This window comes from Crocosphaera watsonii WH 8501 (genome assembly GCF_000167195.1).
Lineage (GTDB): Bacteria > Cyanobacteriota > Cyanobacteriia > Cyanobacteriales > Microcystaceae > Crocosphaera > Crocosphaera watsonii.
Genome location: NZ_AADV02000004.1, coordinates 88,459 through 110,207 on the forward strand (window position 1 = coordinate 88,459; position 21,749 = coordinate 110,207).

Below are 21,749 nucleotides of genomic sequence, written 5' to 3' on the forward strand. Positions count from 1 at the left end.
CTCACGTACGGTTCGGACTGGGAGGAGAGGTAAGTGATTACCTTTTCGACCCCTAATTCTATCGCACAACAAAATGGGGTTTCTATGAGAACAGCAGCTTATATTCATGCCTTAAACCGTTTAGGGGACGCATAAGATGCCAAAGGAACTAGGGATTATTATCTCAATGGTTCCAGTCATTGATTTAATTTTGACTTGTTTATAAAACTAATTCTGCGAGTCCTAAATAACGAATTCCTTGGGGTGTAATATCAAAGCGACAGGGTAGAATTTTCACCCCTTTTTCAACGGCTTCCCGAAACAATTTGCCATACTCTGGATCATAATTGTCCCCAGGGGAAAAGCGATCGCAGTCTCCCCGATTAATAAAATATAACATAATCGGTTGAGCGTCTGGCAATAAATCCATTAACTCCTGTAAGTGCTTTTGTCCCCGAGTGGTAACTGTATCGGGAAATAATGCCATCTTTTCTGTGGCTAAGGTAGTATTTTTTACTTCCACATAAATAGGGTTTTTCTCAGATTCGTTGCTTAAGAGAAAATCAATGCGACTTTTCTTGTTTTTTCCGTAGGGAACTTCTGGACGAACCTGATTGTATTTTCCTTGTAGGGGAGGAAATTTTTCCTGTTCTAAAACTTGTTTAATAACCCGATTAGGTAAAGCTGTATTAATCCCCACCCATGTATTGTCTACCTCAATCAATTCCCAACTATAAGCCAGCTTTCGTTTGGGATTATTACTTTTAGAAAGATAAACCCGACTATCAACATCACACACCCCGATCATGGGACCTGTGTTGGCACAATGGGCTGTGATTGTTTCCCCCGATTCTAATTCAATATCCGCTAAAAAACGTTTATAGCGTTTCTTAAGAATGCCAGGAATGAGAGCAGGATAGGTGTAAATAAAATCAGTATCCATCGTTAGTTATTAGTTATTTTCCTAAGTCTTGCGATCGCCTATAAGCTGCCTTAACAGCTTCGATAACAGCAGAACGAAAGCCCTTCTCTTCCAACTTAGCCACTCCTGCGATGGTGGTTCCTCCGGGACTGGTAACCTGATCCTTTAACTGGCCAGGATGTAACCCGGTATCTTTGACTAAGGTGGCAGTTCCTAACACCGTTTGTATGGCGAGTTTATTGGCGATCGCTCTGGGTAAACCAGAAGCCACTCCCCCATCGGACAAAGCTTCGATCATCAAGGCCACAAACGCAGGGCCCGAACCAGATAAACCTGTAACCCCGTCCATTAATGATTCTGGTACTTCTACCACTTCCCCCACAGCTTCAAACAGGGAGGTAGCTAGGGTTAGATGAGAAGGTTTAACCCGAGTTCCGGCTGCGATCGCTGTCATTCCTACCCCCACTGTAGCAGGAGTGTTGGGCATCACCCGAATAACAGGAAAGTTCTCAAATGCGGTTTCTAGACGGCTTAAAGGAGTTCCTGCCAAAATTGACAAAACTAAAGGGTAATTTTCCACTCCATCCAAGGTTAACTGAGAAATAACCTTATCTAATATTTGGGGCTTGATAGCCAACAAAAGGGCTTCAGTAGCTTGTAAAGTCTCTTGGTTGCTATCTGTTACGTTAACCCCATAGGTTTGCGCCAGAAACTCCCTTCTTGAAGTTTGGGGTTCACTAACCAATAAAGTGTTGGCCTGATAAAGTTGGGATTCTAAAAGACGGGTAAGTATCGCTTCTGCCATCACCCCGCCTCCAATGATACCTAGTCTGATAGACACAAGTTTTCAATGGTAAAATTAACTAAAAAAATAAAGACTAAACTTTGGCTTTGTATGAATTATTAATTATTAATTATTAATTGATAACTACCGAACTAAACCGTTAGTCTTTCTCCCCAGTTAGCAACAGGAGAGGGGGTACGAGAAGGGTTAACAGGAATATCAGGGACATCATGAACTGTACCAGAGAGGTTACTAACTTTGACACAGTTAGGCGTAAAAAGGAAGATGCTTTCCCCAATTCGTTCTTGATGACCATCAATAGCGTAGGTTCCACCCGCAACAAAATCAACTGCTCTTTGTGCTTCTTCCGGTTCCATTACATTAAGATTAAGAACCACAGATTTGCGTTCACGAAGGGTTTGGATAACTTGGGGCATTTCATCAAAGGAATGGGGTTCGACGACTACCACTTCAGCAATGTTGTTAATTCCAGGCATAGCGACGACATTACCTTTATTGTTTCTCATGTTTAATTCTGCATTCAGATTGGATGCCATTGGTGTGGCCCAGGGACGGGGTTCAGTCTCTTGGGGCATAGAGGTGTTTTCTGGCTCTTCAACATCAAAGTCTGAGTTACCATCTATTTCGACATAATTGGGATCATCGTATTCAGAATCATCTTCTACTGGTTCGGTAATGGCCCAGCGTTTTAGTTTATCTAAAATCATCTTGACATCTCACTGAATTTACAAAGCGTTATTAAGAAAAGGCGGTTTAGGTCTGGTGATAGATAGCTCTTTTAGCTTCCTATTCTCATAGGATTCTGGCAACAATATATCCCATTGATTTGCTGTTTTTTCTCGGTCTTGATGATAAGATTAAGGAGTTACTTTATGAAAAAGTTAACCTTTCTTATTCGGAGTTTTTACAGCTTTCTCATCTAGTCGTTACTCTCCTCCCAGATGTTCCCAGAAAAATAAAAATTACTGATCCCACTTGGCGGCGAGAAATATCCCATTGAGGAAGGAAAATCTAGGGATGAAGGCCAAGGCCGGTTCAAAAGATAATCATTGTTTAAGCGTCCCCAAAGAAGGATAATAAAGAACGATGTTTTCTTTTCTACCGATCAACGACTATGCCCTTACCAACCAGTCTCGTTACACTTGAGGGAACAGCACTCCCTCTCAGCGAATTAGAGAATAAAGTGATTCTTTTTGTCAATGTTGCCAGTAAATGCGGTTTAACCCCTCAATATTCCGGTTTAGTCCAACTGGACAAAAAATATGGTGAACGTGGATTTAAGGTGGTTGCTGTTCCTTGCAATCAGTTCGGCGAACAAGAACCAGGAACTCCTGCTGAGATTAAAGAGTTTACCAGTACCAAGTATGATGTTGAATTCACCTTACTGGAAAAGCAAGATGTAAATGGGAGTAATCGTAGTCCCCTTTATCAGTTTCTAGTCAAGGATGGTGAAGATATTGCCTGGAACTTTGGCAAGTTTTTGGTAGGTCGTGATGGTGAAGTGGTAGCACGTTTTGAACCAGCTACCGCTCCTGATGATGCTCAACTTGAAGCTGCTATTGACAAGGCATTGGGTTAATTGACATCCCCACCCCTAACCCCTCCCAGGAGGGGCTAGATTCGGAACTTGACGCTCTCCTGGCTGAAGCGCAGGAGATTCATAACGAATCCCTGTCGGGATGGTTATTATCTTGTTTTCACAAGTTCCCAGGCTCACCACGTTTGCCTCAAAGGGCGTAGTGATATTTCCTTAAACCCTGCCAATTCAGGTGTTGGGCGTGTACTTTCCGAGAGTCCCCCGGTAGGTTTTTAAGTCTTGTACTGACTGACTTTATTTGACCATATTCACGGCATTTAAAAATGAGCAGCGACCCCGCGCCGTCTTAGGGCGCAAGGGAATGCGCTGCGATGCCGAGTGGTTCTACATCACCTGTTTAAAAACAGGCGTTTTGAACATCCCGTGTGTTGTTATAACATTTCTATTTCTTATAGTAGTAAAAAATGCGTAATATTAGATTTATTTGACAAAAACTATTTCTTGTTCATTGGATAAATTTTGGTCATAATGATACCCTAAACCTGAGTAATCTTTAAGTTTTAATGGTTCATCAATTTGATTCTTAATAATCCAATTGGTCATTAATCCTCTACTTTTCTTGGCCATTATTCCAATGGTTTTTAGTTTACCATCTCTCATTTCTTTAAAGGATACTTTTAAGATAGGATAATTAAACTGTTCGCTTTTAATTATCCGAGAATATTCATCAGAAGCTAAATTAAGTAATAGTTTATTGTCATGTTTTTCTAATTCTTTATTTAACTGCTGAGTTGCTTTTTCTGCCCAAAACTGATAAATATTATTATATTTTTCCGTTTTCAGACGAGTATTCATTTCTAGTCTATAAGGACTAATTTCATCAAGGGGTCTTAAAATTCCGTATAATCCTGACATGATTCTTAAATGTCCTTGAGCAAATAAATAATCATTATCCTTAAAGTTTTCTAATTCTATTTGTTTAAAAACATCCCCACGGTAAGCTAAAATAGAAGCTCGTTTTTGAGAGTTGGAAAATGATTGGAATCGTTGATGATTCAAGTTTGCTAATGATTCACTAACCTTTAATAATTTTTCTAATTGTTCAGAAGAAAATGTTTTAAGTGAGTTAACTAAAATATTAGCATCTTCTTGGTAAATAGGTTGTGTGGTTTCAGGAACAGTAAAAGCATCCTCAAATACTAAGGTTTTAGCTGAAGAAAGAATTAAAAGCATTCAAAAAAATATTGTTGATTGATTATTCTCTTATTGATTTTATCTTAAATTTAAGATTATTATGTCCTGACCGGATAATTGTTAATTGCTAAACCCAACCTCCAAAAATAGCTAATCCGAACAATCGCCAAGGGTTGGCAACGGTTTTAAACCCTGCTGAAGATAGCATCTTTAAATGAGTTTCTAATGTCGCTAGACGATCTTGCCCTGAATAACCTTGGGGTTGACTATTACCAATTTTTGAGCGAACATTCTCTATAGTTGTGCCTTGATTAATTGTCCATTGTTCTCTTATTTTTAAGTAAATTTCTTGTAGTTGTGGGGATTCTTGTAAAATAGGATCAGCATTCCAAAAACTGCCCCCATCTACTAAATTTTTACCGATATAAGTTAATAATTTATGTTTCATTTCATCAATGAGATGATGAATGGCTAAAGACGAAACACAAGCATCAAAATTAGTCCCTATTTCCTCTTTTAGTTCCCCATTTGCCCATGCTCCAAAATCTCCTTGAATGAAGGTTATACGCTCCAAAAATTCAGTTTTTCCTAGTTTATATTTGGACATCTCTATCATTCTGGGAGAATAATCAACAGCTACTATCTGAGCATTGGGACAGTGTTTAAGTAATTTTAAACTAAGTTCTCCTGTACCACAGCCAAGTTCAAGGATACGACTAGAGTTTGAGGGAACACAAGCAACCAAGGTATCAAGCATGAGATCATAATAGGGCAGTAATTGACGAATACCGATATCAAATACTTGAGTATCGGCAAAAACTTCCCCTGGATAAATTGTGGTTGATTGACTCATATTGAACTGTTTTGACACATCTTTTTTATTGTATGGCAGCAATTTACAATGGACAATGGACAATGGAAAATTACCCAGTAACCTGAGTTCGGTGTTAGGAGTTCGGAGTTCGGAGTTGGAGTTTTGTCCATGAGATAATCAGGGTTTAAGACTCTTGATGAAAGACCAGTTGTCTATAAATTTCCTTATATCGAACTCAGATCAGAAGAATCAAGCGTTATTTTTTCCCTTTTAAGGAGCGTTTAAACAAGGTTCCAAAACCTAAAGCTGTTAGAGAACCTAAGATAGTTAGAGGTTCAGGAATAGCTTGTGCAGTCCAGGTTCCAGTGAGTGTTTCAGAAGAGGTACTAAAAAGAATAATCCCACCAACTCCCGAAGGATCATTAGGGGTATTCACCCCATCACCACTACCACTCATAGTAAAGTTTCCTCCTTCACTCATTCCTTGGTTCCATCCAGGGTTGATCGCAGACAACCCGGAATTAGGAAATAATTGGGCAAAAGGGTTAGTGTGCGATAATTCATTAGAGGTATCATGGGGAGAAAATTGTAAAGGTGTTGGTATTAGTCCAAAGTTATCTAAAGTCACATTTTGAGGGACTAAACCTGTACCAAAATCTAAGGTAAATTGAATATTAATGACTTCATAGGTTTCTGTTTGTTGATCTCCCTCAATTTCGATGAAACCACCACCAGTGATGTCTCCTGTGAAATTAAAGTTCCATCGAGTTGCTATCCCAGCAGCTTCTGCTACTTCTGTGAATGCAATAACTCCGCTAAGGGTAGTGATTGTGATAACTGGTGTGAGGTAAGAACCAAGAGTTTTCATAATGTAATTAAATAGTAAAGTTTTATGAGCGAACAGTATAAAGGATAATGCTCTTGTGTTCAAGAGCAATTAAGTTATCTAGAAAATGAAATTGGCTGAATCATTCACTTCTGCAACGGATGTATTTTGGAGAATAATAAATGGGATGCCAAAAATGGTTACGCTGCTTCCCGTTGACAAGGGTTGAACCCCGACAACTCCAGTGGCTAAACCATCGCTACCGCCTTGCCCTAACGCCGTCATAATGTCGCTTAGGTCAATTTTGTCTCCATTATCAAAGTCTGTAATAATGTCGCCAGCATCGCCAAAAGTTTCATATTTGAAGATGTCGTCACCACCATTACCAGTGAGAATATCACCTCCACCTTTTCCAATAATCACATCATTATTATTGGTTCCCACTAGGATGTCAGGATTAGGAGTTCCTAAAATTTCTGTGGGTTGCTCACTCGGTTTTTCCTGAGTGACTAGAGATAAACTATCACCATCAGCTACTAATGTTAGTTCTAAGCCATTACCCAGATCAATATTTGTAAAGTCCAAGCTGTTGCTGATACTACTAGCTGTGGCAATCTCAAATACATCCCCTAGTTGGGCGCTGAAACCATTTAAGAATGACACCTGTAAGGTTCCGTCAAAGACTGCAGCACCAGTGATGGCCAGTTGGTCAAAAGCGGTTGTACTGCCCAGTTCGATATTGAGGATACTGTCATCTGTTTGGGTGTAGTTCCCTGCGATCGCCAAGGTACCTGTATTCAAATCTGCCGCAATTTCGGCATTGAAATTGAGATCCCCACTGATGGTGCCAAAACCTGTTAGAGTACCACCCTCAAAGACAAGATCAGCCGCGCTAAACGTTCCCCCTGACAGAGCAGTGGTTCCCCTAAGTTGGGTGTAAGTCCCATCCGTTGCGATCGCCGATGTACCATCAACGGTAACGGTGCCATCATCATTGAACCAACTACCGCAAATGTGGAGTTCAGCCCCATTTATAGCTTGTAGGTTGCCAGAATTGGTGAATTGATCCAGGCAAATGCTGCGGTTAGGTGTTCCCACAGTGCCGTCTGCGACAATCAAACCCTGATTGATTATATTACCGTCTCCATCTACATCAATGTCACTGCTAATAGATGTATTGGAATTGCTGAGGAAGACTTCGGTATTGGGTCCAAGGATAACATTGCTGTCGCCACTTACCCCAAACACTGCATCTGCTCCATCTAAGCGGATGATGTTGTTATTTATAGTCTGATCGCTGTCGATGCTCAAGATCGCATTTTCACCCAGATTCGCGTTACCTGTGAAGGTGGAACCGTTGGTTAGGCTAAGTATTGCTCCGTTGACACTGTTAAGATTGAGATTGCCTTGAACATCTACATCATCTAAGACATTATTACCATTACCAACAACTAACTGGGTGTCATCACCAAAGGTAATAGTTCCCCCGGTTATGGTGCCACCATTGAAGGTTGGAGAACCCGTGTTGTTATTAAATGTGTAGCTGCTATTACTATTGTCCCAGTCATAGTCTTGCAATATTAGTTGTCCTCCCTCACTATTATCGATGGTGCCAAGGTCAACAGTATTGAAACTACCCTGAAGTACGACAGTAGAATTAACATCAATATCAATAGTGCCACCTGTATTACTCCAATCTCCGAGAACATTGAGGATAGAACCGTTGGCAACCTGAATAACTCCTTCGTTGTTAAAGACATCCACATCAATGCTGCGATCGCCTGGTCCATCGGCAACAATTAAGCCCTGGTTAACGATATTGCCGTCTCCATCTACATCAATGTCACTGCTAATAGAGGTATTGACATTTAGCAAACTTACTCTGGAATTGGCTCCAATGATGACATTGCCATCCCCACTAACACCAAACTTAACCCCTGGTCCGTCTAAATCAATGATTGTATTATCGATGGTTTGGTCGCTGTCGATGCTCAGAATGGCATTTTCCCCTAGATTGGCATTACCTGTGAAGGTGGAACCGTTGGTTAGGCTAAGTCTTGCTCCGTTGACACTGTTAAGATTGAGATTACCATCAACATCCACATCGTCTAAAACATTATTACCATTACCAACAATTAACTGAGTGTCATCACCAAAGGTAATAGTCCCCCCGGTTATGGTGCCACCATTGAAGATCCCGGAACCTGTGTTGTTATTAAATGTGTAGCTGCTATTACTATTATCCCAGTCATAGTCTTGGAATATTAGTTGTCCTCCCTCACTATTATCGATGGTGCCAAGGTCAACAGTATTGAAACTACCCTGAAGTACGACAGTAGAATTAACATCAATATCAATAGTGCCACCTGTATTACTCCAATCTCCGAGAACATTGAGGATAGAACCGTTGGCAACCTGAATAACTCCCTCGTTGTTAAAGACATCTACATCAATGCTGCGATCTCCTGGTCCATCGGCAACTATGGTTCCTTGGTTAATGATATTACCGTCTCCATCTACATCAATGTCACTGCTAATAGAGGTATTTACATTTAGCAAACTTACTCTGGAATTGGCTCCAATGATGACATTGCCATCCCCACTAACACCAAACTTAGCTCCGGGTTGTTCTAACCTAATGATTGTATTATCGATGGTTTGGTCGCTGTCGATGCTCAGAATTGCATTTTCCCCTAGATTGGCATTTCTGGTAAAGGTAGAACCGTTGGTTAGGCTAAGTCTTGCTCCGTTGGCACTGTTGAGATTGAGATTCCCATCAACATCTACGTCGTCTAAAACATTATTACCACTGCCGATCACTAATTGAGTGTCATCCTCAAAGGTAAGGGAACCTCCTGTAACCGTTCCCCCGTTGAACTCCCAGCTACCTGTATTGTTATTGAAAGTGTAGTTGCGATCGCTATTATCCCAATTGTAATTTCTTAGGGGAACTTTACCACCGACACTATTATCTATATCCCCTAAATCATCGGTATTAAAACTATTATTGAGTTGCAGGGTTGAAGTAGCATCAATATCAATAGTGCCTCCTGTATTACTCCAATCTCCGAGAACATTGAGGATAGAACCATTGGCAACTTGAATCACCCCTTCGTTATTAAAGACATCCACATCAATGCTGCGATCGCCTGGTCCATCGGCAACAATTAAGCCCTGGTTAACGATATTGCTGTCTCCATCCACATCAATGTCACTGCTAATAGAGGTATTTACATTTAGCAAACTTACTCTGGAATTGGCTCCAATGATGACATTGCCATCCCCACTAACATCAAACTTAGCCCCGGGTTGTTCTAACCTAATGATTGTATTATCGATGGTTTGGTCGCTGTCGATGCTCAGAATGGCATTTTCCCCTAGATTGGCATTTCCGGTAAAGGTAGAACCGTTGGTTAGGCTAAGTCTTGCTCCGTTGACACTGTTAAGATTGAGATTACCATCAACATCCACATCGTCTAAAACATTATTACCACTACCGATCACTAATTGAGTGTCATCCTCAAAGGTAAGGGAACCTCCTGTAACCGTTCCCCCGTTGAACTCCCAGCTACCTGTATTGTTATTGAAAGTATAGTTGCTATTGCTATTATCCCAATTGTAATTTCGTAGGGAAACTTTACCACCGACACTATTATCTATATCCCCTAAATCAATTGAACCATTAGCAACTTGAATCACCCCTTCGTTATTGAATACATCCACATCAATAGTGCGATCGCCTGGTCCATCGGCAACGATTGTTCCTTGGTTAATGACATTACCATCCCCATCCACTTCTACATCACTGCTAATAGATGTATTAGCTTCTCCTAAGACTAAACGGGAATTGCTCCCTAAAATAAGGTTAGCATCACCACTCACCCCGAAGGTTGCACCACTTCCTGAAAGGTTAATTTCAGAATCGTTGAGGGTTTGATCACTTTCGATACTGAGAATTGCATTGTCCCCTAAATTGGCGTTGCCGGTAAAGCTAGAACCATTGGTAAGTCTCAGTCTTGCCCCATTGAGACTATTAAGATTGAGATTACCATCAACATCCACATCATTAAGAACATTATTGCCATTACCAAAGACTAAACAGCTACCTTCGCTAAAGATCAGGTTTCCTCCTGTAATCGTCCCTCCGTTGAATTCCCAATCTCCTGTGCTGTTATTCCAGGTATAACTACTATTACTGTTATCCCAGTTAAAGTTTTCTAGGCTGAATCTTCCTCCGGCACTATTATCTATGTCTCCTAAGTCAATGGTATTGAAGCTATTACTAACAATTAGGGTGGAGTCTTTATCTATGTCGATACTTCCCTCTGTATTGCTCCAGTTACCTAGTATATTGAGGATTGAACCATTGGCAACTTGAATAATTCCTTGGTTATCGAAAACGGCTACATCAATGGAACGATTAGGATTACCGTTACTACCATCGGCGATAATTGTACCTTGGTTAATGAAGTTATCGTTACCGTTGACTGTAACATCACTACTAATGCTGGTGTCGGAGTTACCAAGGATAAGTTGAGAACCGGCACCGAGAATAACATTGTTGTCACCACTAACTTCAAATCTTGCCCCTGGACCTCCTAAGTCAATTACAGAGTTATTAATGGTTTGATTGGTGGCAATGTTGAGAATTGCACCGTCACCCAAATTGGCGTTACCAATGAATTGGACTTTGGACAAAAAAAGTTTGTTAGCGTATATTTTACGCTAAACTAAAATCCCAAAATATCGGCTCTGTATCAGTCAATAAAATTTGCTGACAAATAGGGCTAATCTATAGATTCTGAGGAAAACTAAGGAGCTTTTAAGTTTTCAGTTGATTTTTTGCTCCCTTTCTTGATAACATCATGACGAGTTCGTGGGGCTTTTTTGTAACCTTTAATACGTCCGGAAGAAAAACCTCGACGTTTGGGAAATTTGGCAAAAGTCCCCAAGGTCGTAATTATTCTTGAAAAGTCTCTTTGAACTAGACTAGGGGTGATTTTGATGGATTTATTAGTCTTCAAATACTGTTCCCAATCACGGGGTAAAACCACAGCTAATTTTCTGGCAGCCCACAAATTTACATAAGAAAGAAGTGTTAGTTTAAACCAATTTTCTTCATGATGTACATCGGGAGTTAAATAAGATGTCATCAATAATCTTTGTTTACCAAATCGAAAAAGATGTTCCATGTCATAACGTTGTCGATAACACTGATAACAATCAACTAAACTTAACTCATCGCGCCGAGAACCAATAACAATAAGCCACATAGGTTTCCAAATACTATTTCTTTCTTGAGCTCTGACAACAATCTGGAGTAAAGTAAAGGGGTGATTTTTCATTTTATAGTTTTTAGTTCCTCTCATTAACATCTGTTTCCATCCCGAAATAGTCACTGTTAATTGACGACCTTTTTTCGTTGTAAAGGGAACATGATGAACTTCATCAGGTTCAGTCCAAGTTTGGTCATCTTTAAGGTCAAATTTATCCCCATACCAACGGGGATGTCCCGAAGTTTTGGCTTGATTTTGGTCCCGAATAAATTGACGATAAAAAACTCGGTCAATTCTAACTCTTGTAATAGTAACTACGTCTTCATGCTTAACTTGTTCCCCAATAAAATCCTTTTGGCTGTAGTCACTATCAGCCACTAAGACAGATAATTTATCAGAAAATAAAGAACTTTGCCAGATTTTTTTTAGTTGTTGATTGCCTTGATTTACTCCTTTATGTTTAGAGGGGACTAGCTCTCCTGATAAGGGGACAGCCCAAGGGACTTTTTCTGTGTCTATTTGGTCAGGTAAAGCGCAGACAACGGAATAACAATGTCCAATATTAATGGGTTTATTTCCCTTAATTGGATTGGGGTAATGAATAAAGGTTTTATCCGCTAACGTTTCGGCAAACCGTCGTGGACAGGGAGTTCTGTCAATACCAAATAAGTTATAATGTTTTGAAGTGGGAGGAATTGTTCTCGATACCGCTGAAAATAAAGTCTCAATTCTCTGTTCATAATTAGGGTCAGTTTGAGTGGGTAAAAACTCTTGAATTCCTCTATATAAACTGTTATAATCTCTTCTAAATAAAGGATTGAGAGACAATTCAACGACTGAGTGAGCTTGTTGGTTACTGGAGAGGGCATCGAGTAATTCTATAATAGTTTCTTTTCTAGCTTTTAGTCCTTGGAAGAGGTTAGACCTCCACACCAGGAATTCCTCGACAGACGTAGCCGTTTCATTTTTGGTCATTTTTAAAATTTATTACCTTATAAATTAGCGTAATATATACGCTAACATCAAAAAAGGTTGTTTGTTACAGTTAAGGCTAATGTCATAACATTCCGAACTTAAGACCAGTCAAGATGTCCACCTGAGAGCCAAACAAATTAAGAGTCTAATTCGCTCTCTTAAACAGAAAATAAAGAAAATTGAACGGGAAGGGGAAGTAGCACCAGCTAATTGTCATATTATTCGTTATCAGGTTAATGGAAAGGGAACAATCTACTGGTATTATAAACTACAGGCTGCTGAATCAATTTTTCCTATGGCCACTAATAATGAGAAAAAAACCAAATATAAATATTTAGGACGAGCCGGAAGTTCTGCTCATATTGATGCTGTAGAAAAACTCACTAGAAGAAATCTCATTGATGAATTAGAACGAGTCATTCAATCTCTAACGGAAAGCTACTTAGATATCTATATTGGAACCGAAACTGAATGAAGCTATTTAATATTTAAAATCCCCTAAAAAGATGGAAAGAGAGTTTTTAAAATCACCTTAATTCTCTATTTTAGCTCTGGAGGTATGTTTAGCGTAAAATTTACGCTAATAATTGTTTTTTATCCAAAGTCCAATTATGATCCAGAGAAGATTATTCGCGGAGGACTGGCTGACGAACGCTTCCTTGCTTATGCCCATCATATTCTTGAGATCGGTGAGTTATTCGATTTTATCGTTATTGACGGAATGGCACGGCGACTCTGTACTTTTTTGGCAGTCAACTACCTTAAACCCACAGGATTCATTATTTTGGATAACAGTAATCGCAGCGATTACGATCTCGCTTATATATTACTCGAAGAGGCTGGGTTCCGACAGATTCCATTCTGGGGTTTAGTGCCAGGGGCAAACTTTTTAACCTGCACATCATTCTTCACACGATCCCTTGAACTTTTACCATCTAGTGCAGCTTAGCAAAAATAATTCACCAGTCACTTATGATCTTTAAAGCCCTTAAATTTCCAAACGAACGGCTTAGCAAAATGTTGATTAAAGTAATCAATAAAATTGAGAATTTTTTGGGATAGTTCTTCAGTTGAACGGACAGTAATTCTTTTGAGTAAACGCCTGACTAAGATCGAAAACCAACACTCAATTTGATTAAGCCACGATGTATGTTTGGGAATATAAACAAAGCGAATTCGATGAGATTCATCTGATAAAAAATCTGCTCTGCTGTCCATAGATTGCAAAATCCCCTCCTTTCCTTTTCTCCCCAAATCAATAGTAATTCCACAGCTTTCTGCTACTAATTTGACTAAGCTTTCCGATTTATGAGTGTTGAGTTTATCTACAATAAAAATCCATTCTGCTTTTTCATCAATCTTAATCGTTCTCTGGATATGTTCAGAAAAATCTTGTTCTGTTCTTGTCGGTCCAATAGAGGGACTAACAACTTTTCCTCTTGCCACATCCCAGTTCGCAATCAAGCTTAAAGTTCCGTGTCTTTCATATTCAAATTCGATTTTTTCTACTTGCTTAGGCTTGATTCTTTTGTTCGGAAATAATCTCTCAAGAGCTTGAATCCCTGTCATTTCATCTGTACTAATTAAATGAATTCCTTGTTCTAACAAAGTTTTAGCTTCTTGATGAAGTTCACAGATATATTTGACTTGCTTTTTAAATTTTAAGGGATCATCAATTTTGGCATTTAACCAGTAACGAACGAGATGTGGTTGTAATGTCGCTTCTTTTTAAAAAACGCCCCACACTACGGGGGGAAATCTTTTCGACAATTCCTCTTTTTATGGCTTCATCCGCCAACTCTGAAGGTGTCCAATGGCTCACTGGTCTGTCTGATTTTTCACATTCTTCACAAGCGATCGCTACAATCTGGACTACTTGTTCGACCGTAAAGGATTTTGTTGTTCCAGGTCTTGGGCGATCGCTTAAAATTCCTTTGATCAAGACCATTAATGCTTTCTCCGTTACCTGTTGTTCTTCGGCGGCACTCAGTTTTTCTCTCTCCTCAAACCATCGCGATCGCCACTGACGCACTTGTACTCGGTCTAATTCTAATCTTCGACTAATCGAACTATTGCTCTCTCCTGATGCTGCGGCTAAGATTAGCTTGGCTCGTCTAACAAGGCGATAGGGGTTTGTTGTCCCTCTCACTATTTGTTGGAGTACTGTTTTCTGTAGGTTGGAGAGGTTAATTGGCAATGCTTTTATCATGGACATCAACTTCGAGATTCTTCCGTTAGTTTCATTGAAACACATTGTCGTGGCTAGTCACGAAAGTTTCTGTAAAAATCTGGTGGATTACTTTCGCCAAGCTGCACTAGATGAATTCTTTTCATCAGAAAAAGAAAGTTTACCAAGCATAAGATTAACAAAAATAATTAGTTTTTCTCTTCTAACAAATAGGTTATTTTTGATTTTTTCAACTAAATAACTTATCCCAAATTGACCCAGATTATACCAGTGTAAATGAAATCCCCAATCTTCAGGTTTCCAAAAAGCATCAATTAAGAAAATACAAGGTATTTCAACTCCTTTTTTTTCTAATTGTCTTACCATTTCAATGGTAAGGGATAAATCTCCACAGTAAGTGATTAGATAATAAGGAATGTTGGGAGCAATACTTTCCATATCTTCAATAAATTTAGTTGCAATATCTTCTAATTTTAATTGCTTAATTTTAGGAGTCAAAAAGTCTGTAATTCCGAAAATATTGAGTATATAAAAAGGTTGGTCTTTATCGAGATAAGATGCAAACTTTTGAGCATAACTTATAGAGTTAACAAAAAATAAAGGAAGTTTATTACCTTGAGTTTGAATAGGGACAACCGAAGATTCAGTAATCCTATCTTCTGAGCCTTGTATCAAGTTAACAAGACTAGAAATAGTGGGGTTATTCAAGAAAGTATATAAAGAGATATTAACCTTAAAATCTTTTTCTATTCTCGCTAAAAGACGAATAGCTAATAAAGAATGTCCTCCCAAATCAAAGAAATTATCATTTACTCCAATCAATTCAATTCCTAGCATTTTCTGCCAAATATTACTAATTTGTTCCTCTAAAGGGCTACGAGGAGGGATAAAGCTTTCTTTAACTACCACTTCACTTTCTTCCCTAGCAGTAAGAATTCGGCGATCTATTTTTCCATTGGGAGTAAGGGGTAAGGTTTCCAATAAGACAAACTTAGCAGGAATCATATAACTAGGAAGTTTTTCTTGCAGAAATTCTCGGACTTGTTTGATAATTTGGGGTTGAGAATTGGAGACTAAAGAGATATCTTGAGGAACAATATAAGCAATGAGTTGTTTTTCCCTTAAACTATCTTCTTTATAAATAACTACACTTTGCTTTATCTGGGGATGCTTATTTAATAACGCTTCTATTTCTCCTAATTCAACACGGAAACCTCGAATTTTAACTTGATTATCTTTTCTACCTAAACATTCTATCACGCCATCATTTCGTAAACGTCCCCAGTCTCCAGTGCGATAAATTCTTTTATCTTTACCTTGAAAATCTTTCAAAAATACCGCTTGTGTTAGCTCTTCTTTTTGCCAATAACCCAACGCAACATGGGGACTTCTAACGGCAATTTCTCCATAGAGATCAGTTATGTTTCCTTCCTCATCAAGTAAAACAATTTCTGTATCTTCAAAAGTAGAACCAACGGGAATAATTTGCTTCTGTATTTGAGTTTTTTTGTTGAGTAAATATTGGAGATAAAAAGAAGATTCTGTTGCTCCTAAACCATTAACAAAAATGCAATTATCAGCAAAAAATTGTTGATATAATTTTACATCTTTTTTAAGAACAGGCTCTCCTCCTAAAACCACTAATCGAATGTGAGATAACTGCGCTTTAGCTAGTGATACCTTACTGCCTAATTTCTCTAAAAAATATCGGTAAACCGTTGGAGTAGAATGAAAGATTGTAATTTTGTGCGTTTCTAACCAATTATATAAACTGTTTAATCCTTCTTTTTTAATATCAAAAACAAAAAGAGTTGCACCATTTAAAAGAGCCGAAAAGATGTCGATCACGGCAGCATCAAAACTATAAGAAGCTAATAAATTTAAGTTATCATCAGCAGAAATGTGAAGATTATTAGTATGATTTCTAATAAAGTGTAGAACATTAAGATGATTTTGAATAACCCCTTTAGGTTGTCCTGTTGAACCAGAAGTATATAGAATATAGGCAAGGGTATCTGGAGATATTTCTAAATTGATTTCAACAGCAACATCATTAAGCTTATCAATATTAATAATAGGCAGTTTTCCGTGAGTTATAGCTTTAATATTATCTGAGTTTATCTGATTGGTTAAAATGACTTCAGCACAAGAATCTTCTAGAGTATATATAACCCTATCTTGAGGATAATTAGGATCAATAGGAACATAAATTTTTCCCGCTTTAAGGATTCCCAGCATTGCTGCTATCATCGACACATTGTGATCAAAAAATAGAGCGACTTTAGCTTGTTTATCAATCCCTAGATTGAGCAATGACTTAGCAATTTTGTTAGCTTCAGTATTCAGTTTTTGATAGGTATATTGATTATCTTTACTTTGAACAGCAATTTTATCAGGATACTTTTTAACCTGCTCTTCAAACCGAGATGGGATAGATTGCTCAATATCTGTTTTAGGAAAGTTTAAGAATGAGTTAGTAGGAGTAACTTTATTAACTTGATGAGTTAACTGATAACATTCTTTTTCACTGAGTAGAGAGAAACTAGCAATATTGTTTTCTGGAGCAATAATAACTTGCTCTAATAAGGTTTGGAAATGTCTTGACATTCCTTCAATGGTACTAGACTTAAAAAGTAACTTATTATAAACAAATTTGAGTTTAATTTCTTGATTTTCTTCCTCTAGGTAAAAACTAATATCAAACTTAGCCATTGTGTCAAAAACAGGGATAGATTTGAATTGTAAACCATCACATCTAACCCTCTTTCTAGGTAAGTTAATCATATTAAACCAAACTTGAAAAATAGGATTATAACTTAAATTTCTTTCAGGTTTTAATTCTTGAACTAACTTTTCAAACGGTAAATCTTGATGAGAATAACCATCTAAAGTAACCTGTCGAACACGACTAAGTAATTCCTGAAAACTAGGATTTCCAGCTAAGTTTGTTCGTAAAGCTACAGTATTGATAAAAAAGCCAATTAAGTTTTCTATTTCTGTGCGATTACGAGATGCAATAGGCGTTCCTACAATAACATCTTTTTCAGCAGTGTAGCGAGAGAGTAACAGCTTAAATACCGTTAAAAAAGTCATAAATAAAGTGACTCCTGCTTGTTGACAAAAAGATTTAATTTTTGTCGTTAACTCTGAAGATAAATGCCAAGAATAAGAATCTGCTTGATAAGTTTGTAACGAAGGGCGAGGAAAATCTGTGGGTAATTGTAAAATGGGTAAAGTTCCCTTTAATTGTTCTTTCCAGTAATTTAATTGAGATGCTAAATTTTGCTCTGTGAACCAGTGACGTTGCCACAATGAAAAGTCTGCATATTGAATAGGAATTTGCCCTAATTCTGTTTTTTTTTCTTGACCATAAGCTTGATAAAGTGTGAATAGTTCTTTTTGTAGTATTTCATAAGACCAACCATCAAAAATAATATGATGAATATTAAATATAAGCCAATATACTTTTGTGTCTAATTGTAATAATTTCACAGAAAATAGAAGACCCTTAGCCAAATCAAAAGGACGTTCTGTAAATTGATTAACAATTTTGTTTGCTTGTGTTTCTTTTTTATTTCTGAGATCATCAATCGATAATTTAAAGTTAATATCTTTATTGATAATTTGAGTTGGTTTTCCATCCATCGAACTAAAATTGGTTCTCAGTATCTCATGACGCTCTATGATTGTATTAATGCTTTTTTCTAAGGCAACTATATTTAGTAACCCTTTTATTTCTAGAATAAATGGCATATTATAATCCGTTCTCTTCGGTTCTAGTTTTGTTAAGAACCAAAGTCTTTCTTGAGCAAAAGAAAGGGGTAGCTGTTTTTGCTTTTTTCTAGGTTCAATTATGGGTGATAATCCAGAAATATTGAGACTTTTTCTACTTTCGATATGCTCAGCAAGTTTAGCAATTGTTGGAAAGTCAAAAAATAACTTTAATGGGATTTCTATATTCAAACTATCTCGAATTCTCGAAATAATTTGTGTTCCTAGTAAAGAATGTCCTCCTACCTCAAAGAAATTATCATTAATGCCGACATTTTTGATATCAAGAACCTGTACCCAAATATTAGCAATAATCTCTTCTGTGGGAGTTCTAGGAGCAATATAATTACTTTGAAAAGTTGAAACATCAGGTTCAGGAAAAGCACTATAGTTAATTTTTCCATTAGGTGTTAAGGGAAAATATTCTAAGGGAACAAAAACATACGGAATCATGTAAGCTGGTAACTTATGTTGTAAATATTCACGAATTTCCTGGGATATTTTTTGACACAAAATTTGCTTGTTATCTAGAATAATATAGGCTACTAATTGTTGACATCCCTGCTTATCTTTTTTGCTAGTAACTTTAGCTTCTTTGATGTAGACATAGTTATTTAATACTGCTTCTATTTCTCCTAATTCTATTCTGAAACCTCTAATTTTTACTTGGTTATCAATACGCCCCAGAAAATCGATTTTTCCATCTTTTCTATAAGAGGCTAAATCTCCAGTTCTATAGAGCTTTTGACCATGTTCAAAAGGGCTATCTATGAATTTCTGTTTAGTTAATTCAGGACGATTAAAATAGCCTCTAGCTAAACCATCACCACCAATATATAATTCTCCAGATACCCCGCAGGGAACGGGGTTAAAATGCTTATCTAAAATATAAATTTTTGTATTAGTAATGGGACGACCAATGGAGGGATTATCGGTAATTTCTTTACTAATTAACTCACAAGTTGAGTAAGTGGTATCTTCTGATGAACCATAAAGATTATATACCTTTTCAATGGTGTCAATTTTGTATAGTTGATGGACAATATTGACTGTTAGAGGTTCCCCTGCCAAGGTTACTATTTTTACGCTTTGAGGAATGCTATTAACTTTAATCAGTTCACTAATAATTGAGGGAACAGTATTAATGAGTGTAACTTTATCCCGATGTAATGATTCAGGTAATTCTAAAGCATTTTCCATCATAATTATGCTGCCTCCAAAACCTAAAGTGACAAATATTTCAAAGATAGAAAGGTCGAAACAAATTGATGTCGAAGCTAAAACTCCTGAAAACTCTTGTGGAGAAAACCTTTCCTTTGCCCAATAAACCAACGCCACAGGACTACGATGTTCAATGGCTACACCTTTAGGTTTTCCCGTTGAACCAGATGTATAAATTATATAGGCTAAATTGTGAGATTTAACCCTATTTTTTATATTATAATCTGAATAATCATCCAGAGAAAGATTATCTATATTAACTTGATTAATATTATAATTTTCCTCATCTAAAATCTTCTCTAAAGAAGTTTGTGTTAATAAAAGCGATATTTGGCAATCTTCTAAAATCAATGATAATCTTTCTTGGGGATACTTAGTATCTAAAGGAACATAAGTCGCCCCTACTTTAAGAATAGCTAACATAGCTATAATCATTATAGGCGAACGCTCTATAAATAACCCAATTAGTGTTTCTGTTTGTACTCCTAAACTTCTTAAATAATGGGCTAATTGATTAGCTTTTTGATTTAATTGTTGATAAGATATTTCCTCTTCCCCAAAGATTAAAGCTATGGCCTCTGGTATTTTTTCTACTTGTTCTTCAAAAACTTGATGAAGACAAAGATTTTCAGTTAATGGTAATTTAGTCTGGTTCCATTCAACTAATAATTGTTGTTTTTCACCTTGTGTTAATAAAGGTAATTCCCAAATATTTTCTTGAGGATTAGTTAATATTTCTGATAGCAAAACCTGAAAATGGGTTGTCATTCTTTCAATGGTTGAACAATGAAATAAATCTGTATTATATTCCCACTCTCCTCTTAGTTTTTCGTCATTTTCTTCCATAGATAATGTTAGATCAAATTTGGACGTTTTTCTCGATGTCTCTAAACTGCTTACCGTCAAACCTGGTAATTCTAATTCCTCCATCGCTGTATTTTGCAAGACAAACATTACTTGAAATATTGGACTGTGACTTAAATTTCTTTCTGGTTGTAATACTTCTACTAATTGCTCGAAAGGAACATCTTGATGAGCATAGGCATCCAAACAAACTTGTTTAATTTGAGTTAAGAATTCTTCAAAACTTAAATGATTACTTAAATTACTTTGCAAAGCTAAAGTATTAACAAAAAATCCCATTAAACTTTCAAGCTTTTTAATTCTACGTCCCGCCGTAGCTGTTCCCAATATCACATCTTCTTGTCCACTATAGCGAGCCAATAATATTTTAAATGCTGCCACTAAAGTCATAAATATTGTTACCCCTTGTCCTTGGGAAAATGCTTTGATTTTTTTTGTTAATTCTGATGATAAAATAAAGGTTTTTGTAGCTCCTTTATAGGTTTGTATCTTAGGACGAGTATAATCTGTTGGTAATTCTAGTATAGGTAAACTTCCAGCTAATTGTTTTTTCCAGTAATTCAATTGAGTTTCTAAAACATCTTTGCTTAAATATTTTTTTTGCCATAATGTAAAGTCAGCATATTGAATAGGTAACGATGATAAAGGAGAAGTTAAACCTTGACAATAAGCGGTGTAAAGTGACTCTAACTCTGAGAATAATAGTCCAAAAGACCAGCCATCAAAAATAATATGATGAATATTAAATAATAGTTGATTTTCTTGGGTATTTAATTGTATTAATTTAACCCGAAAGAGATTATCTTTACTTAGATTAAAATTATAATCAAGTTCTTGTTTAACTATTTTTTCTAATTCTTTTCCTCTTTTTTCATTAGGGAATGCTTGTAAGTCAATTATCGGTAGGTTAAATTTATCATCATTATTAATTCTTTGGTTTGGCTGTCCATTCACTGATATAAAGTTTGTGCGTAGTATTTCATGACGTTTTGTGATCTCTGCGAGACTTTTTTGTAAAGCATTGATATTCAAGAAACCTTGAAGACGAAATCGATAGAAAAGATTATAAGCTGTGTTATTAGGTTCTAATTGCTTCAAAAACCATAAACGCTTTTGAGTAAAGGAAAGGATAAGATTTTCTTGTTGTTTTCTTGGTTTAATTTCTGATATAAATAAATCATTATTATTCGCTGCTTTTAAAGCAATATTTTCAGCAATTTGGGCAATGGTTGGATATTCAAATAGTAAGCTAATTGATATTTCTATATTTAAAGTTTCTCTAATTCTAGAAATAACCTGAATAGCGAGTAAAGAATTTCCTCCAAACTCAAAAAAATTATCATTAATGCCGATCTTCTCTAGTTTTATAACTTGCTT

General features: G+C 36.9%; 14 protein-coding genes. 3 read left to right on the top strand and 11 right to left on the bottom strand.

Annotation, left to right across the window (positions count from 1 at the left end; all coding sequences use genetic code 11):
• Positions 1–199: 199 nt before the first annotated feature.
• The 3 genes from sfsA to CWATDRAFT_RS09160 all read right to left on the bottom strand — a co-directional run bounded on the left by sfsA (position 200) and on the right by CWATDRAFT_RS09160 (position 2,413).
• Positions 200–922, bottom strand: coding sequence for a DNA/RNA nuclease SfsA (sfsA, locus tag CWATDRAFT_RS09150; protein ID WP_007304821.1), 723 nt, complete (start codon positions 920–922; stop codon positions 200–202).
• Positions 923–935: 13 nt separating this feature from the next.
• On the bottom strand, positions 936–1,742 hold the full coding sequence (gene proC / locus CWATDRAFT_RS09155) for a pyrroline-5-carboxylate reductase (RefSeq protein WP_071892204.1): 807 nt from the start codon (positions 1,740–1,742) through the stop codon (positions 936–938).
• 95 nt (positions 1,743–1,837) lie between these two features.
• Positions 1,838–2,413: a cell division protein SepF gene (locus CWATDRAFT_RS09160; protein WP_007304819.1), complete on the bottom strand. Its 576-nt coding sequence runs from the start codon at positions 2,411–2,413 to the stop codon at positions 1,838–1,840.
• 407 nt (positions 2,414–2,820) lie between these two features.
• On the opposite strand from CWATDRAFT_RS09160, the gene CWATDRAFT_RS09165 reads away from it, so the two are divergent.
• Positions 2,821–3,285: a glutathione peroxidase gene (locus CWATDRAFT_RS09165; RefSeq protein ID WP_007304717.1), complete on the top strand. Its 465-nt coding sequence runs from the start codon at positions 2,821–2,823 to the stop codon at positions 3,283–3,285.
• A 438-nt stretch (positions 3,286–3,723) separates the two neighbouring features.
• On the opposite strand, the gene CWATDRAFT_RS09170 is transcribed toward CWATDRAFT_RS09165, so the two are convergent.
• The 5 genes from CWATDRAFT_RS09170 to CWATDRAFT_RS09190 all read right to left on the bottom strand — a co-directional run bounded on the left by CWATDRAFT_RS09170 (position 3,724) and on the right by CWATDRAFT_RS09190 (position 12,328).
• On the bottom strand, positions 3,724–4,476 hold the full coding sequence (locus CWATDRAFT_RS09170; RefSeq protein ID WP_007304818.1) for a YaaA family protein: 753 nt from the start codon (positions 4,474–4,476) through the stop codon (positions 3,724–3,726).
• Positions 4,477–4,564: 88 nt separating this feature from the next.
• On the bottom strand, positions 4,565–5,290 hold the full coding sequence (locus CWATDRAFT_RS09175) for a class I SAM-dependent methyltransferase (RefSeq protein WP_007304817.1): 726 nt from the start codon (positions 5,288–5,290) through the stop codon (positions 4,565–4,567).
• 217 nt (positions 5,291–5,507) lie between these two features.
• Positions 5,508–6,119: a PEP-CTERM sorting domain-containing protein gene (locus tag CWATDRAFT_RS39575; protein WP_007304816.1), complete on the bottom strand. Its 612-nt coding sequence runs from the start codon at positions 6,117–6,119 to the stop codon at positions 5,508–5,510.
• A gap of 78 nt (positions 6,120–6,197) precedes the next feature.
• Positions 6,198–10,775 (bottom strand): beta strand repeat-containing protein, encoded by a 4,578-nt coding sequence (locus CWATDRAFT_RS09185; protein WP_007304815.1) that lies wholly within the window; start codon positions 10,773–10,775, stop codon positions 6,198–6,200.
• Positions 10,776–10,888: 113 nt separating this feature from the next.
• Positions 10,889–12,328, bottom strand: coding sequence for an NF041680 family putative transposase (locus tag CWATDRAFT_RS09190; protein ID WP_007304814.1), 1,440 nt, complete (start codon positions 12,326–12,328; stop codon positions 10,889–10,891).
• A 121-nt stretch (positions 12,329–12,449) separates the two neighbouring features.
• Between CWATDRAFT_RS09190 and CWATDRAFT_RS32300 the strand changes: the two genes are divergently transcribed.
• On the top strand, positions 12,450–12,803 hold the full coding sequence (locus CWATDRAFT_RS32300; RefSeq protein WP_042711372.1) for a hypothetical protein: 354 nt from the start codon (positions 12,450–12,452) through the stop codon (positions 12,801–12,803).
• 84 nt (positions 12,804–12,887) lie between these two features.
• On the top strand, positions 12,888–13,277 hold the full coding sequence (locus CWATDRAFT_RS09200) for an O-methyltransferase (RefSeq protein ID WP_050018342.1): 390 nt from the start codon (positions 12,888–12,890) through the stop codon (positions 13,275–13,277).
• Between the two features lie 17 nt (positions 13,278–13,294).
• On the opposite strand, the gene CWATDRAFT_RS09205 is transcribed toward CWATDRAFT_RS09200, so the two are convergent.
• The 3 genes from CWATDRAFT_RS09205 to CWATDRAFT_RS09215 all read right to left on the bottom strand — a co-directional run bounded on the left by CWATDRAFT_RS09205 (position 13,295) and on the right by CWATDRAFT_RS09215 (position 21,740).
• On the bottom strand, positions 13,295–13,936 hold the full coding sequence (locus CWATDRAFT_RS09205; protein WP_007303468.1) for a transposase: 642 nt from the start codon (positions 13,934–13,936) through the stop codon (positions 13,295–13,297).
• 64 nt (positions 13,937–14,000) lie between these two features.
• Positions 14,001–14,582: a helix-turn-helix domain-containing protein gene (locus CWATDRAFT_RS09210; RefSeq protein WP_007303150.1), complete on the bottom strand. Its 582-nt coding sequence runs from the start codon at positions 14,580–14,582 to the stop codon at positions 14,001–14,003.
• 42 nt (positions 14,583–14,624) lie between these two features.
• Positions 14,625–21,740, bottom strand: a complete 7,116-nt coding sequence (locus tag CWATDRAFT_RS09215; RefSeq protein ID WP_326997407.1) for a non-ribosomal peptide synthetase — start codon at positions 21,738–21,740, stop codon at positions 14,625–14,627.
• Between the last annotated feature and the right edge of the window lie 9 nt (positions 21,741–21,749).